Consider the following 16,549-nt stretch of genomic DNA (forward strand, 5'->3'; position numbering starts at 1 on the left):
GGGACATGGCCAAACTTCGCGATATTTTCGAGAAACCAGTCGATCGCGCGATCGAGGGTGTCATCAAGGCCGATGACGAGGCCAGCCTTCGGGTTGAGCTCGAAGAATATGTCATCACCAATGAGATCGAGCGTCAGCTCGAGAAATTTCTCGATGCCTACAACCACTATGAAAGGGCCAACGGCGTCTGGATCTCCGGCTTCTTCGGATCGGGTAAATCGCATCTGCTCAAGATGCTAGCGCTCCTTCTTGAAAACCGGGACGTGCATGGAACGCTAGCCTACGAGATGTTCAAGCAGAAATGCGCCGATAACGAGATCCTGGCGGCCGATCTGCGCAAGGCGGTCGCGATCCCCTCGAAGAGCATCCTGTTCAACATCGACCAAAAAGCCGATGTGATCTCCAAAGAGCAGATCGACGCCCTGCTTTCGGTGTTTCAGAAAGTCTTCGACGAGATGTGCGGCTATTACGGAAAGCAGCCGCACATCGCCCAGTTCGAGCGCGATCTGGACAGTCGGGGCGTTCTCGAGGGTTTTCGGACAGCCTACCAGGCCGTAGCCGGCAAGGCTTGGGAGCGCGGGCGCGAACAGGCGCTGCTGGAAAGCGCCAACGTCGCCAAGGCCTATGCCCAGGCGACGGGGGGCGATTCGTCTGAGGGCCAAGGAATCCTGACGCGGTACCGCCAGGATTTCCGGTCGTCGATCGAGGATTTCGCTGACAAGGTGAAGGCTTACATCGATGCGCAGGCACCCGGATTCAGGCTGAATTTCTTCGTCGATGAGGTCGGCCAGTACATCGCCGACAACGTCAAGCTGATGACCAATCTGCAAACTATCGCAGAAAGCCTCAATACCAAGTGCCGAGGTCGAGCTTGGATCATCGTCACGGCGCAGCAGGATATGGGCGCGGTCATCGGCGACATGACCCAGCGGCAGGAGAACGATTTTTCCAAGATCCAAGCGCGCTTTGCGAATCGGATGCCGCTCAACAGTGCGGATGTTGCCGAGGTAATCCAGAAGCGACTCCTGAAGAAGACTGAAACCGGCATCTCGGTTCTGTCGGACCTGTACCATCGCGAAGCCAATAATCTGAAGACGCTGTTCGACTTCTCAGACGGTTCGATCCGCCTGGAGAATTTCCGAGACCGCGATCACTTCATCCACAGCTACCCATTCGTACCCTACCAGTACCCGCTGTTTCAGTTGGCGATCCAGAACCTGTCACAGCACAACGCCTTCGAGGGCAAGCACAGCTCGGTCGGGGAGCGGTCTATGTTGGGCGTCTTCCAAGAGGTGGCGGTCCGGCTCGCGGACATTACGGTCGGCGGCATCGCGACCTTCGATCAGATGTTCGAGGGCATCCGCACGGCGCTCAAGTCGAATGTCCAGCAATCGGTCTTGATCGCGGAAAAGAACCTCGGCGACGAGTTCGCGATACGGGTTCTGAAGGCGCTCTTCCTCGTCAAATACGTCAAGGCCTTCAAGCCGACGGCGCGCAACATCGCTATCCTGATGCTTGATCGGTTCGAAGTCGATTTGACCAAGCACAAACGAAACGTCGAAGACGCGCTCAGTCTCCTTGAGCACAATACCTATATTCAGCGCAACGGCGACCTGTTCGAATTCCTGACCGACGAGGAGAAGGATGTCGAGCAGGAGATCAAGGCGATCGAGGTCGATACCACCGAGATCGCCAAGGAGCTGGAGACCCTCGTATTCGACGGGATCATTAAAAGCCGGAAGCTCCGGCATGAAGCTTCGTCTCAGGATTACAGCTTCGCCCGTTACCTGGACGATCGGCTTCTAGGGCGCGACTACGAACTCGCGATCAACGTCATAACACCGTTTCACGAGCAGAGCGGGAACGCACAGGCCATCGCAATGCGCACCATGTCGCGCGATGAGCTCGCGGTCGTCCTGAACGCTGACGCGCGCCTCGTAAGTGACCTGATGATGTTCAAGCGGACGGACAAATATGTCCGCCAGGCCCGCGCGGTGGCGCAGCAGCCAACCATCGAGCGGATTATCCGCGATAAGGGCGAGCAGAACAGCAGTCGCCAGCGCGATCTTACCCTCCGAGCTCGGTCGTTGCTGGCCGACGCGCGTCTGTTTGTGCGTGGCGAGGAGATCGATGTTCGGTCAGAAGATCCGCAGGCCAGGATAGAGCGCGCGTTCCAGACCCTTGTCGACAAGGTCCATGTCAATCTCGGGATGCTGCGCGGCATCGTCTATTCTGAAAACGAGATCGGCAAGTTCCTGGTGCAAGGCAACGACGGCATGTTCGGGGGCGCGCACGCCAACCTGACCGAAGCCGAGCAAGAGGTCCTGAACTACGCCCAAGCCAACGCCCGCACTGGCATCCGCACGACGGTGAAGGCCATCCTCGAGAGATTCGAACGCAAGCCCTACGGTTGGTCCTACGCCGCGATTCTCTGCACTACCGCCAGTCTGATTGGACGAGGCAAGATTGAGACGCGCCAGGACGGCGGCCCGCTGGAGGGCGAGGCCTTGCAACGCGGACTTCAGAATTCCCATGCGCACGGCAACATCGTGCTGGAGTTGCAGGTGGAGTTCACGTCTGTCCAGACGCGTAAGCTCAAGGAGTTCTTCGGCGAGTTTTTCGACTCGCAGCCGGCGGGCGCTGAAGGAAAGGCACTGGGTCTCGAAACGGCTGCGGCGTTCGCCGATCTCAAGAACGAGCTCGCGGTATTGGAGGCGCAGTCCCCTCGCTATCCCTTCCTCGCAGCGCTGACTCAGGTGCAGGAGGCCGTGCGCGAGATCACCGGCAAGCCCTATGCCTGGTATGTGCAGGAGCTCAACCGACACGAGGACCATCTGCTCGATCTGAAAGAGACCGTTCTCGATCCGGTTCGCCGCTTCATGGGGGGATCACAGAAGAAGATTTACGACGAGGCGCGCACCTACCTCACCGACCAGGGCGCCAATTTCGGCTACGGCGGCGATGATAGGGCGGGCGTAATCCGCGCGGTTCTGGACGATCTGAATTGCCTCAAGGGCAACGCCATTCAACAGATTAAGGGCTCGCTCGATTCTCTGAGGGCCGAGGTCGACGCCCGGATCGTAGCGGAGCGCAAGGCGGCACTCTCCGAGGTAGCGGTGCTGCGAGAAAAATTGCAGGCACTGCCCGAATATCCCACCCTGTCTGATCCCGATCGTCGAGAGATCGAAGCCGGGCTCGCCGGCGTCCTTGAGACGATCGAAAACAGCAACCTGATTGCTGTGATCCGCGAACGGGTGAACGGCTTCAAGGCGATTGCCTATCCCGCGCTCCTCAGTCGGGTGACTACGCCGGCGTCAAAGCTCGCAGACGAGCCCGTTGGTGCCGGAGAAGAGGGGCCAGGGTTCCGCGACAATGGAAGCCCTGCACCCACACCGATGCCGCCACGCACCGAGTACGTCGCGGCGACGGCGCTGCGGATCGCCTACGCTAAGCCATTTCTCGCCGATGAGCGGGACGTGGACACCTACCTCGATGTCCTGCGCGAGACGCTGATCACGGAAATACGTGCGGGCAAAAGGATCACGATCTGATGGATGCGACTACCCCCATGAGTACACAGCAGCGCAAATCAATGGACACCGGCACGCTGAAGAAGTTCGCGCAGGAAGCCCGGCGGGTGTTGCGCGACCAGGTGTCGGCGAAACTCGCGCAGGTGCTGGCTGACAACAGCGCGGCACGGCGCGAGGCACCCAAGGCGGTGCAACAGCTCGCGGGTGAGATTGGGGGCACGTCGCGCGATCAGGTCATCGAACGGGTCGCCTATACTTGGTTTAACCGATTCACCGCGCTGCGTTTCATGGACGCCAATGGCTATACGACTGCCCGAGTCGTTACTCCGGCTGATGGGCAGACGCGCCCCGAGATCCTGTCGGAAGCGATGGCGGGGGGCATTAGTGGCGAAGTTCCGGAAGCGGTCGCCACGCAGGTTCGGGCATTGCTCGACAACCGCACGCCGTCACGCGATCCGCAGGGCGAGGCGTATCGCCTGCTGCTGGTCGCGGCATGCAACCACTGGCATGCGGCGATGCCGTTCATGTTCGAGACGATTGCCGATTACACCGAGCTGCTGATGCCCGAGGATCTGCTTTCGCAGAGCAGTATCCTTGCCCGACTACGCACTGTGATGACCGAGGAGGCGTGCCAGGACGTCGAGATCATTGGCTGGCTCTATCAGTTCTACATCTCGGAAAAGAAAGACGAGGTGTTCGCGGGTCTGAAAAAGAACAAGAAGATCACGCCCGAGAACATTCCCGCCGCCACCCAGCTGTTCACGCCGCACTGGATCGTGCGCTACCTGGTGGAAAATTCGATCGGCCGGCTGTGGATGCTGAATCGGCCGAACTCCCGGCTGAAGGAGCGGATGGACTATTACATCGCGCCTGAGGAGCCGGAGACCGAGTTCCTGCGCATCTCCTCACCGGAGGAGATCAAGGTTTGCGATCCCGCCTGTGGCTCGGGGCACATGCTGACCTACGCCTTCGATCTGCTGTACGCGATCTATGAGGAAGAGGGCTATGACGCGGCTGAGATCCCCAGCCTTATCCTTACACGTAATCTCTATGGCATCGAGCTCGACGAGCGAGCCGGAGCGCTGGCAGCCTTTGCGCTTACGATGAAGGCGGCGGCGCGACGGAAGCGCTTCTTGCGGCATGGCGTGCAGCCCAACGTCTGCGTGCTGGAGCCAATCAGGTTCGAGCCTGGCGAGCTCAATGAGTACATGGATGCCATCGGGCGCGACCTATTCACCGCGCCGCTTCGTCAGACCCTGACCCAGTTCGAAGAAGCGAACAATTTTGGCTCTCTGATCCGGCCGGCGCTCACCGAAGTTGCTGATCTGCAGCAGATCGTTGAAAGCAAGCACGGAGAAGGCAATCTGTTTCTGCGCAGCGTGCATGAACGGGTACAGACTGTGTTGCGCATGGCAGACTTTCTCGCCCCGAAGTATCACGTGGTGGTAGCGAACCCGCCGTACATGGGTGGAAAGGGGATGAACGAGATTCTGGGTGACTGGCTGAAAGCTCAATACCCGGACAGCAAGACCGATTTGATGACTTGTTTTATGGAACGCGCCGCAAGCCTTTGTAGGCCATGCGGAATGTGGGGAATGATTAATTTACCATCATGGTTGTTCTTGGGGTCATTCGAAAATTGTCGAAAATGGCTCTTGGATCATCAGGCGCTCAAATCACTTCTACAACTCGGGCGGGGAATATTCGGATCCGACTTCGGATCTGTGGCGTTCACGATCTGCAATCGTGAGCCAAAGTCCAGCGAAACTGCTATCTATCGCCGGCTATTCGACAAGCACGTGGATGTTAGGCCAGTCCATGAGATTGAGCGTTTGTTTCTCGATCCGCATTTCGGGCGGCATAGCTTTCAGCAATTTAATTTCAAAAAGATTCCTTCCAGTCCAATTGCATATTGGATTAGCAGCTCGACCCTCGCAGCTTTCGAAAAGTACCCCTCCCTAAACAAGCTGGCGAGCCCGCGACAGGGAATGGCGACAACCAACAACGATCGTTTTTTGCGCCAATGGTTTGAAGTTACAAACGCGCGCAGTGCTTTTGGTTTGTCACCTGATGAGGGGCGCGTTTCCCGTGCTAAGTGGTTTCCTCTCAACAAAGGAGGAGAATTCCGTCGCTGGTATGGGAACAACTACTTCGTAGTAAATTACGAAAATAACGGCCGGGAGATGTGCGACTACATCGATAATACACCGGGAGTTCGAGTAAAATCGAATGGGAGAGTGATAAATCGGGATCTGTATTTTCACGAGGGCTTGACATGGTCGACGGTAACAAGCGGGGCATTCTCTCTGAGGTATTCACCCCAAGGCAGCATTTTTGAAACGAAAGGCGCCATGCTGTTTCCGCGCGAGATCCAAAATACATTTGCGCTTCTCGGTCTCTTCAACACTAAAATAGTTAGTTATCTACTGGGTGCCATAAGCCCAACTTTGGATTTTCATGAGGGCCCGATGGGGCGCGTCCCGGTGCGATATGACGATACATCGATTAATCCGACGACCAATGAGTTGGGGCGGAAAGCGGTAAACATCAGCAAACTGGATTGGGACGGCTACGAAATATCTTGGGGCTTTGCTGCGCTCCCATTGCTCGCGGCGGAGCATCGCGGGAGCTCGTTGGCCGAGACCTATACCAGTCTGCGCGCCCGTTGGCGCGGCATGACAGAGGAGATGCAGCGGCTCGAGGAAGAGAATAACCGAATCTTCATCAATGCTTACGGTCTGCAGGACGAGCTCACAGCGGAGGTTCCACTGGAAGAGATTACGCTCACCTGCAATCCCGCTTATCGATATGGCGGTAAGAGGAGCGAGGCTGAGCTCGAGCCATTGTTGCTCGCAGACACCACGCGCGAGTTCGTCTCCTACGCTGTGGGCTGCATGTTCGGCCGGTATAGCGTCGATGCGCCGGGCACGATCCTGGCCAACCAGGGCGAAGGGCTGGAGGATTATCTTACCAAGGTTCCGAACCCTACCTTCGAGCCAGACCGTGACGGTGTAATCCCGGTGCTCGATGGCGACTGGTTTGTCGATGATATCGCTGCCCGCTTCCGCAAGTTCCTACGCGTGACCTTCGGGGACCAGCATTTCCAAGAGAACCTTGCCTTTATCGAGGAGGCGCTCGGCAAGGATATTCGCAAATACTTTACCCGAGATTTTTTTGGTGACCATGTGAAGCGCTACAAAAGGCGCCCCATCTATTGGCTGTTCTCCAGTCCACGGGGCACGTTCAACGCGCTGATCTACATGCACCGCTACCGCCCTGACACGGTGAGCGTAGTGCTAAACGAGTATCTGCGAGAGTTTCGGTCCAAGCTGGAGGCGCACCGCCGCGCACAGGAGGCGCTCAGCATAAGTGGCGAAGCCTCTGGGGGGCAGAAAACCAAAGCGCTGAAGGAGATCGAAGCGACGGCTAAGCAGATCGAGGAGCTCGACGCCTGGGAGCGCGACGTCCTGTTCCCACTGGCGACGCAGAAGATCGAGATAGACCTCGATGACGGAGTGAAGGCTAATTATCCCAAGTTCGGTGCTGCGCTGAAGCCCATCAAGGGCTTGAACGACACGGATGATTGAGCCGATGCTTGAGCGGATTACCAAAGGCCTCGAGGCCCAGTTCGACAAATATCGTATTGTCTTCTGGTACGACCCGACGTGCGAATTTCGCGAAGCGTTTGAGGGCCTGGTGCTGGACGGTGTCGAGAAGACTAAGATCGCCAACACCGAATTTGCGGTGAAACACCGGATCCTGCGCGAGGCGCCGAAACAACGGTTCTTGCTCTATTGGGAAGGGCCCCGGCCGCCTGACATCGACAACTGGCTGCTCGACATTGAGTTGGCGACCGGGGTCTTCAAGACCGACCAAGTGGCGATCTGGCTGAGCGATCTTGGGCTGCCGCTCATGTTCGAGGACCTCGTGCGCGAGCATCAGGAATTCTTCCGCTCCAGCCGCCGGCTGGAGAAGTTGAAAACCGTCATCCGGGGGGACGACACTAGGACCGGCATGCGACTGAGGATGCTCAGCATCAGTGCCGCCGCCGACGGCGGCCTCGATACCGTTGTCGAAGCGCTATTGGCGGAGCTAGCAGAAGGCCGGGACGATGGCCTACGCCTGATCGGCCGCGTCGGCCTGGATGGATTCTTTTGGGACCAGATGACCAGGATCTTCGGTTATCGCACCGACAAGCCCAGCCTCGGCGACTTCGCGATCACACTGTTCAAGTCTTGCTACCGCAGCGCCGTCGGTGGCGAACCTATCCTGACATCCGACGCCGTAGTGTTTTTCCGCCGTTGGAAGAACAGCCGTAACGCTGCGGACGCCTTTGCGAAGTTGTCGGCGAGCTACGCCGAGGTACTGAGCATCGCCGAAGATCTGGCCAAACGCGATTTCCGCACCCTGATCGAGGTCGACTATTTCGAGGAAGTCGACCGAGCGATCATCCGGGCGCTGGTCCACGAGGTCAGCACCCGAACCGTGGCGCAAGCCGATGTCCTGAACTGGATTCGTCAGCGCCGGCAGAGCTACTGGTACGACGCTTACCGTGATCTTTATGAGGCAATTGGCTTCGCCGCTGAATTTCAGCAGGCGATGTCGCAGGTGACACTTGGCATGACTGGCCTCGCTGAGGGCGTGCAGCGCTATGCGAAGAGCTGGTTCCGGATCGACCAGCTCTATCGGAAATTCGTTTGGCACATGCAAAAGTCGGGACAGGCGACTCTGATGCGCGAGCTGTTCGAGCAAATCGAGAACCATTACGTCAACAGCTACCTATTGCGCCTGAACGACGCCTGGCAGGTGCATGTCGATACGGCTGACACTTGGTCGGCCCCGCCCATTCCGGCGCAGCGGACCTTCTATCGCGAGCATGTCGGTGAGTTCCGTCGGCGTGATCAGAAGATCTGCGTCATCATCTCCGATGCACTACGCTACGAGATCGCGGAGGAACTCCTCGGGCGCATCCGGAGCCTCGACCGCTACGAGGCCGGGATCGAGCCGATGTTGGGTAGCCTGCCGAGCTATACCCAGCTCGGCATGGCCTCGCTTCTTCCCAATGGCGACCTGCAGATCGCGGACAACGACACCGCCACCGTTCTTGTGAACGGCCAAAGCTCGCAGGGATTGGAAAACCGCAAGAAAATCCTGGCGACCGGTCGGACAGGCGATCGGACTACGGCATTGAAGGCTGAGGAACTGATGGGGATGGACAAGGATCAGGCTCGCGCGCTCGTTCGCGACCACGACGTAGTCTACGTCTATCATAACCTTATCGACGCGATCGGCGACAAGCAGGTCTCTGAGGATCGCGTCTTTGAGGCAGCCGAGGACACGATCGAGGAGATCGTCAGGCTGGTGAAGAAGCTCAATGGCGCCAATGCCGCCAATATGATTGTCACGGCCGACCACGGCTTTATCTACCAGCACCGGCCGATCGAGGAGAGTGACTTTTCCTCAGCCACGGTGGAGGGCGAAGCCATCCTCTTCCGTGACCGACGCTTCATCTTGGGGCACGGCTTGAAGGGTAACCACGGCCTGCGGTGTTTCACCCCGTGCCAGGTTGTCCTTCAGGGCTCGGTGGAAATGCTGATCCCCAAATCGATCAACCGGCTGCGCCGGCAGGGTTCCGGTAGTCGATTCGTGCATGGCGGGGCGACGCTCCAGGAGATCGTCGTCCCTGTGGTGAAGATCAACAAGAAGCGTCAGAGCGATACCTCGGCGGTCGAGGTCGAGATCATAGGGAGCTCAAACCAGATGATCACCTCGAGCCAGATTTCAGTCCGCTTCTATCAGGTCACAGCAGTGACTGAAAAAACGCAATTGCGCCAGCTTCGCGCTGGCATCTACGCCCAATCGGGCGAGCTGATTTCCGACAGCCACGAGTTGCTCTTCGACTTCCGTTCGGACAATCCGCGTGAACGCGAGGTCCCGGTCCGGTTCCTGCTGTCACGCCAGGCCGACGCATTTAACGACCAGGAGGTGATCCTGAAACTCGACGAGCGTCACGGCGAGACATCCCATTTCCGGGAGTATCGCACGGTTCGCTACAGGCTGAAGCGCAGCTTCTCGAACGATTTTGATTTTTGAGGTGGGGGAGCGATGACCGCGCTGGACGACAAGATCAACGAACGTTTCCCCGGACTTGTGGTGCGCAAGGACCTGGTCAAGGCGGTCAAGGGCAATGCTATCGTCCCTTCCTACGTCCTCGAATTCCTGCTGGGCCAATACTGCGCGACCAATGACGAGGCTTCGATCCAGTCGGGGATTGAGACCGTCAAGGAGATCCTGCGCAAGCACTATGTGCACCGCAACGAGGCGGGCTTGATCCGGTCGAACATCCGCGAAAAAGGCCGGTGGAAGGTGATCGACAAAGTCAGCGTCGATCTGAACACTGACAAGGACGCATATGAGGCGACCTTCTCGAATCTCGGCATAAAGAACGTCATCATCGATTCCGGCACTGTGAAGACTCATCCTAAGCTTCTTGTCAGTGGCGTCTGGTGCATCGCCGATGTCGAGTATGAGCACAGCGAAGACAAGAACGTCTCGCCTTGGATCCTCGGTAGCATCAAGCCGATACAGCTGTCTAAATTCGATTATGCTAGCTATCTCGAGGCTCGAAACGGGTTCACGACCGAGGAATGGATTGACCTACTTTTTCAGACAGTCGGCTTCGATCCGGAAATGTTCGGACGACGTAGTAAGCTCCTACAATTGCTCCGTCTCGTCCCGTTCGTCGAGCGCAACTACAACCTTATCGAGCTTGGCCCCAAGGGGACCGGTAAGTCCCACATTTTCTCGGAATTCTCGCCGCACGGCATCCTGATTTCCGGCGGCGAGGTCACGGTTCCCAAGCTGTTCGTCAACAACAGTTCGGGCAAAATTGGTCTGGTAGGTTATTGGGACGTCGTAGCCTTTGATGAGTTCGCAGGCCGCCAGAAGCGGGTAGACAAGGCGCTTGTCGACATCATGAAAAATTTCATGGCGAACAAGAGCTTCTCTCGCGGCGTGGAAACGCTTGGTGCTGAGGCTTCAATGGTCTTCGTTGGGAACACTCAGCACACTGTTCCCTATATGCTGAAGCACACGGACCTTTTTGAGGAGCTTCCCGAGAAATATTACGACTCAGCCTTCATTGATCGTCTCCATAGCTATGTTCCTGGCTGGGAGATCGACGTCATCCGCGGCGAAATGTTCGCATCGGGATTTGGGTTCGTCGTCGACTACCTTGCCGAAATCTTGCGGCACATGCGCAACGATGACTATTCAAACCGGTACCAGGGTTTGTTCACCCTATCGTCGGACATCTCGACGCGCGACCGCGACGGTGTGAACAAGACGTTCTCCGGAATGATGAAGCTCCTGTTCCCATCGGACAATGCGACCGAGACCGAAGTGGAGGAGATGCTGCATCTGGCGATGGAGGGGCGAAAGCGGGTAAAGGACCAACTGCTTCGGATCGATAGTACCTATCCAGAAACGGATTTCTCTTTCACGGCGCGCGACGGTCGAAAGATCAGTGTCACGACACTCGAGGAAACGGAATATCCGCAGTACTATCACAAGCGCGCAGCCCGGCACGAGGAGCCGGAGCAATCGGTGAAACCAGCGTTGGATGGCGTGGCAATGCCTGCTGCAACCGCCACATCGGCTGTGACAGAGGTAAGTGCCAAGCCCATGGGCCCCCTCGAAGGGCATAAGGTTTTCAGCGAGAACCAAAAAGGCGTGACCTTCGCCGACCTATTTTGGCCGTGGATAGAAGGTGCCACGAAGATTAATATCACTGACCCATATATCCGCATGTTTCATCAGGTCAGGAATCTGATGGAATTCATCGAAATGGTTGCCCTTCGCAAGGCACCGGAGGACGAGGTCTCGGTCCACCTCATTACGTGCATCGATGATACCTACCCAGACAAACAGCAGTCTAATCTGATGGCTGTGGAGACCGCCGGCGCGACAGCCGGGATCAAGTTTACCTGGGAATTCGATGGAACTAACACCATTCACGCGCGCCATATCATTAGCGACAGCGGCTGGAAGATCAGTCTCGATCGGGGCCTCGACATCTTCCAGAAGTTCGAAATGAACGATGCTTTTAGCCTAACCAATCGCCTGCAGGCCTATCGCCAGGTAAAGGCGTTCGAGGTAACCTACCTCCGCAACGGTGTCCGGCCATAGTCCTTGACGAAGAAACGATTGGTCAAAAATTGCCTATCACTAGAATCTTACGCAAGTGAGGAGGCGCGAACGCTGAAGGGCTCGAGAGCTTGGATGACCTGTTTGTCCCAATGAGCTGCCTATTACGCTTGATGTTGAGTCCGGTAGTCAGCGACGCTTGCTCACTTGGGCCTGCATCTATGGCTAAATCGCGGAAAAGAAACCGTGATCTATGCTGATTTCCTCGGTACGCACCTCTCTAACAGCAACACCCAATCGTCGATCTTTGAGCAACTGACATAGTAGTTCGCCATCGACCAAGTCAATCGCAGGGGCGCCATCCCGTGTGGCTTCACGTCGAGCATCGGCGGTGAAGCTACCGGTCGTGATGATAAGCCCTTTAGCTGACCACCTGCCGGGGGGCATTTTGGATCTGCAGCGTACGAAAAACTGAGAACCTGCTCAACCTATTCTTTCGCGAGAGTAGCCGCAGCGTTTTCCAGCGGGCTAAGATAACCGAAACGTTTGAATTCCGGCAGGACATTTCCAACCACTTGGAATACAGATTCGAATTTTTTAAGGAGGCTCCTCATGGCCTTTTCGATCTCTTCAATATTTTGTGTGTCGCTGACGTGGGCTTCGTTCCCCTTCAAGAATTTCGAGAATTTCTTTCCTTCATCCATCGCGGTCTTTTGAAAACTTACACTTCGAAGGCCCTGAAGCTGGGCCGCATCCGCGATTTTTTCGATAAGTGACTTCCGGAAGTCGTAGTCCGAAATCGGACCGACCTCTGCGTAGAGACGAAGCCGGCCTGAAGTCCCTTCTTGGTCGTCGTGCAGTTGGAGCCAGCAGATAAGCGGGTATCCCGCCCACCAGTTTTCGCATCCGCTCCAGTTTAATTCGTCCCCTAAACTCTCGATCCATCCCGAAGGAAGAAAGCTAACCTGTAGATTGCTGTGTCCATTGAAGACGAATTTCTGGCCGTCCACTTCAAAAGCGTCGCCGTAGTCCAAGCCCTCGCCGAGCGTGGCTTCCATAGCAAGGATGAAGTCGGTTGTGGCGCCATAATCCATGACAAAATCGAGGACCTTTTTGTGGGATCGATACAATTGCCTAGCAAGAGCTTCCATCTCATTGCGCTCCTCATTCATTCCTGCCGCCTCCTGAATGATTTCAATATAATGCCTAATGAATATGCTAACGTCACTGTTGACGATTTTCGCGTCGTCTTCGATCAAACTCGGCAAGATTTCGCAAATTGCTGAATACTGGATTGGTACGAAGTTTTCGTCTTGGGGAACTTCGTCATATAGGGTGAGGAAGACGCCACGAACTTTTAGAGCCCCCTCTTGAGGTTCGAAAATCGATTTTACCCGTTGGGCGTACTTGGCAAGTTGTCCTTCATGCTGACTACTGTTGAACTTGTTCTCAATCACGAATGCCCAGTTCAACCGAGGTAACAGAATAAAAATGTCGATCTGCTGCCATTCGCGGCGTACTTCAGCATCTCGTAGGTCAGCTTGTGCAATCTCCAACGCAGTTGGACTACCCAATCCGCTCTGTCCCCTCATCGCTTCGCAGAGGAAAGCACGCAGAAATTTATCACCTAAGCCGTGTGTCTCTCGAGGATCTAGGAGCCAAGCGAGAATGGAAGAATGTCGGATTTCCATTCCTTCCATGCGCATCGTCCTGATAGGATTGAACCTATTCAAGTAGGCGCCGACGCGTTGAAGGTCTCTGTTATTGACGAACAGGTCTTCAAGTTCTTTCTGCGTTGGGAAAGCAAAATCGATGTTCAAGTCCGCTTCATCCTTCCAAGGATCGGGCACTGTGTGATCTTCAACAATATCAACTGTTTATGAATGCGTCATCAAGGTTGTTGGCATTGTTTTCATGGAATGACCGTTCATATCCTTCAAGGTGCCTGGGTTTAATGGGGCGGGCCAGTGCTCTGAAATCAAATCGTGTCGGGGCAGATGACGGCGGTGAGTTAATCCGGCATTATCATTTCCCATGTTCCGCCCATCCACGCTCTCCCCCTTTGTGTATTTGTCTCCGGCTCTTCATCAGGATGAACTGGCAGCTAGCCCACTTGCCACCAATGGCATGAAACTTCTCCGTTATGTCGAGCAAAACGGCGGCATTCCGCTGACGCAATCCTTAGGCGCTTTTCATAGAAAATGCGTCGAATGGGCCGCACATGAATTCCAGTGGCCGGGGTATGAACCCGAAATTCTCTATTCCGTGAATAAAGTTCTCAACGAGCCGGATTTCCCTCCACTCTCCATCCTGCATTGGGCGCTGCAGGACCTTCGTATCATCCGCCACTACAAAGGTAGGGCCCTGCTCACGAAGCGGGGTAGGTCGATACTCGGCAATCACGGGGAACTTCAGGCCGTTTTCGCAGAATGGATGCTGGCCGCTCCGCTGCAGGAGAGTCTTTCCCCCGAAGCTGCTGCCCTGTTCTGGGACCTTAGGCATATGCTGGGTATCGTCTCGACCCGGTTGGGCGACTGGGTAACGCTTGGCGATTATACCGAATGGGCACTCCCGGTGGAGCTTTTCCCGGCGAGGGGACCGCTCGGCCCCCGACACGAGGCAGGCTGGTTCATCGCACATAATCTCGTTCGCCCGCTGACTTGGCTGGGCGTATTGGAGAACTCGCCGAAGAACGTGCCAGCCATGTCGATGATGGATAGGCAATTTCGGAAAACGGTGTTGTTCGATAAATTCTTCAGGATAGGCCTTCCGATCGGGATCGAGGCGGTCAGCCTCCACTGATGGCCCCAGGGACGTGGTCGCTGGGACTATCGCGTGGTGGGCACTCTGGCGCACACGACGGCGCATTTTCGTCGCACAAGAAATACTCAGCCAACACCACATTCTGTAGTTTGTGAATCGCCGCGCCGGACGACGCAGCACCTGGCATTGATAGCGCAAACCAACAGACCCTGTGCCTGGTGGATGCTGCAAATCTGGTTCATCGCGGGCGGGGCTTGGGATCTATTTGCCGTCAATTCTGGTCATGGAGGCAAGGTGGGGGCTCTGGAATGTGAGAAGCGGCCCCGCGCGCCGGGGGCTGTCGGTCCCGGATCCCGGCGTTGCCGTCGCTATGCTGACCCTCCTGCGGCAACCCTTTTAACCGGTCTTGCGGGAGGCGAACGGCTTTCGCGGTGCCCGCTGCAGCTGGTATGCCCTTCCTGTTTTGGGCGTTTCTGCGCAACGACCCAAGAGCTGTCACTCCGTGAAACTGCGCGATCGTAAACCTGGCTCGACAGATTGCCTGAAATCGCACCCGATCAACAAGGTTGATCTGCCGATCGTGCCGTGTTTTGAAGGTGGCAAATTGGCGGCGGGGCTTTGGCAACAGGAATGGCAGAACAGTTTGACATGTTTTCGGAGCATGCTGCGCGCGATCCGATGGTCACGCGTGCCGGCTCCAGATTAGCCAAGCCCGAACAGCCTGCCGTCCTCATGAGTGAAGAGGACATGGTTCGGCATCTCTCTGAGACGGGTCGCTACCGCATCCTCACAAAACTGGTGCCGCGCGCAGTCGCGCCATTCCCACGGCCAGAATTCCCGCTCAAGGGCATCATTCTTGACACCGAGACCACGGGCCTCAATGCTCGCAAGGATGAGATCATCGAAATTGGCGTGATCGCTTTCACCTTCGATGCCACAGGAAACATCGGTGACGTCACCGGGGTCTACGGTGGGCTTCAGCAGCCGAGCGTTTCGATTCCTTCCGACATTACCAGGCTTACTGGTATCACCAACGAGATGGTGGCCGCACAATCGATCGATATCGCTGCTTTAAAGGCGCTGATCGAACCAGCGGATCTGTTGATCGCCCACAATGCCGGATTCGACCGGCCATTCTGCGAGGCGTTTTCTGATCTGTTCTCCGGTAAGGCCTGGGCTTGCTCCAACTCCGAGATCGACTGGGCTTCGCGCGGATATGAGGGAACCAAGCTCGGCTACCTGATCGGGCAGGCGGGCTACTTCCATGATGGTCATCGCGCTGTCGATGATTGTTTCGCGCTCCTGGAGGTCCTCGCCCGGCAAGGCGATGGATCGGCTTCCACCGCTTTCGCCGAACTCTATGAAGCAAGCCAACGGTCGCGTGTCCGGATCTTCGCGGAGAACAGTCCCTTCGATATGAAGGACCACCTCAAGGCGCGAGGCTATCGCTGGTCTGACGGAAGCGACGGCCGCCCTAAATCCTGGTGGATCGAGGTGGGCGAGGAAGCGCTCGATGATGAACTCCGCTATCTCAGGGCCGAAATCTACCGCTATCCCGATGCCGATCCACCTATCAAACGCCTCACCGCCATCGACCGCTTCCGGGCATGATGCCATCCCTTTGATCCGTCTCTGAGAAAGGCCCATGCTTTGGACGCATGGCCGACCTGAGACCTTGTGACGTATCGATCGGCGGCGAAGAGCCTATATTCCAATCATCGAAACGACGTTGGAACCAAAGCATGGTTGCTGGCGTCAAGAGACCTCACGAAAGGGGATCATCATGAAGGTAGCACGATCCTTCAACAACTGGCGCAAGTACCGTCAGACCGTTACCGAACTCGGCCGCATGAGCTCGCGCGAACTGCAGGACCTCGGTATCGATCGTGCCGACATCCACAGCGTTGCCCGCCAGTCCGTCGCTCGCTAAGCGGCTTTTTCCCGGCCTATCCCGAATGACACTACGCCCGCCGATGACGCGGGCGTTCCTGTGTCTGCCGTATAGAAAGGCGCTGTGCTGGAGATGTCTTCCGTGGGAGTGGGGCTCTGCATTTCTCGCATAGCTGCACTGCAGCAAAGTCTGTTTCGTGTGCGGCGGAAACTGGTACCTT

General features: G+C 56.6%; 9 protein-coding genes. 7 read left to right on the forward strand and 2 right to left on the reverse strand.

Features of this window, described 5'->3' with window-relative positions; translation table 11 throughout:
• Positions 1 to 5 precede the first annotated feature (5 nt).
• The 4 genes from brxC to brxL are packed head-to-tail and all read left to right on the forward strand — an operon-like array spanning position 6 to position 11,717.
• Entirely contained in the window at positions 6 to 3,551 is a 3,546-nt protein-coding gene (gene brxC / locus DYZ14_RS19075) for a BREX system P-loop protein BrxC (RefSeq protein ID WP_154722158.1), read from the forward strand.
• On the forward strand, positions 3,551 to 7,117 hold the full coding sequence (gene pglX / locus DYZ14_RS19080) for a BREX-1 system adenine-specific DNA-methyltransferase PglX (RefSeq protein ID WP_232365593.1): 3,567 nt from the start codon (positions 3,551 to 3,553) through the stop codon (positions 7,115 to 7,117). The genes brxC and pglX overlap by 1 nt, the downstream gene beginning before the upstream one ends.
• A complete protein-coding gene (pglZ, locus tag DYZ14_RS19085; RefSeq protein ID WP_232365594.1) occupies positions 7,110 to 9,623 on the forward strand; it encodes a BREX-1 system phosphatase PglZ type A in 2,514 nt (837 codons plus the stop codon). Before pglX ends, pglZ begins: the two co-directional genes overlap by 8 nt.
• A 12-nt stretch (positions 9,624 to 9,635) precedes the next feature.
• Entirely contained in the window at positions 9,636 to 11,717 is a 2,082-nt protein-coding gene (gene brxL, locus DYZ14_RS19090; RefSeq protein ID WP_154722159.1) for a BREX system Lon protease-like protein BrxL, read from the forward strand.
• Positions 11,718 to 11,900: 183 nt separating this feature from the next.
• On the opposite strand, the gene DYZ14_RS19095 is transcribed toward brxL, so the two are convergent.
• Positions 11,901 to 12,122 (reverse strand): restriction endonuclease, encoded by a 222-nt coding sequence (locus DYZ14_RS19095; RefSeq protein ID WP_154722160.1) that lies wholly within the window; start codon positions 12,120 to 12,122, stop codon positions 11,901 to 11,903.
• Between the two features lie 41 nt (positions 12,123 to 12,163).
• On the reverse strand, positions 12,164 to 13,495 hold the full coding sequence (locus DYZ14_RS19100; RefSeq protein WP_154722161.1) for a PDDEXK-like family protein: 1,332 nt from the start codon (positions 13,493 to 13,495) through the stop codon (positions 12,164 to 12,166).
• A gap of 214 nt (positions 13,496 to 13,709) precedes the next feature.
• Between DYZ14_RS19100 and DYZ14_RS19105 the strand changes: the two genes are divergently transcribed.
• From DYZ14_RS19105 to DYZ14_RS19115, 3 genes are all read left to right on the forward strand, one after another.
• A complete protein-coding gene (locus DYZ14_RS19105) occupies positions 13,710 to 14,477 on the forward strand; it encodes a hypothetical protein (RefSeq protein WP_154722162.1) in 768 nt (255 codons plus the stop codon).
• Positions 14,478 to 15,068: 591 nt separating this feature from the next.
• On the forward strand, positions 15,069 to 16,049 hold the full coding sequence (locus DYZ14_RS19110) for a 3'-5' exonuclease (protein ID WP_154722163.1): 981 nt from the start codon (positions 15,069 to 15,071) through the stop codon (positions 16,047 to 16,049).
• Between the two features lie 172 nt (positions 16,050 to 16,221).
• Positions 16,222 to 16,368 carry a DUF1127 domain-containing protein gene (locus tag DYZ14_RS19115; protein ID WP_154722164.1) on the forward strand — a complete coding sequence of 49 codons (147 nt, stop codon included), beginning with the start codon at positions 16,222 to 16,224 and terminating at the stop codon, positions 16,366 to 16,368.
• Positions 16,369 to 16,549: the final 181 nt, after the last annotated feature.

This window comes from Ciceribacter sp. T2.26MG-112.2 (assembly GCF_900492205.1).
Classification (GTDB): domain Bacteria; phylum Pseudomonadota; class Alphaproteobacteria; order Rhizobiales; family Rhizobiaceae; genus Allorhizobium; species Allorhizobium naphthalenivorans_A.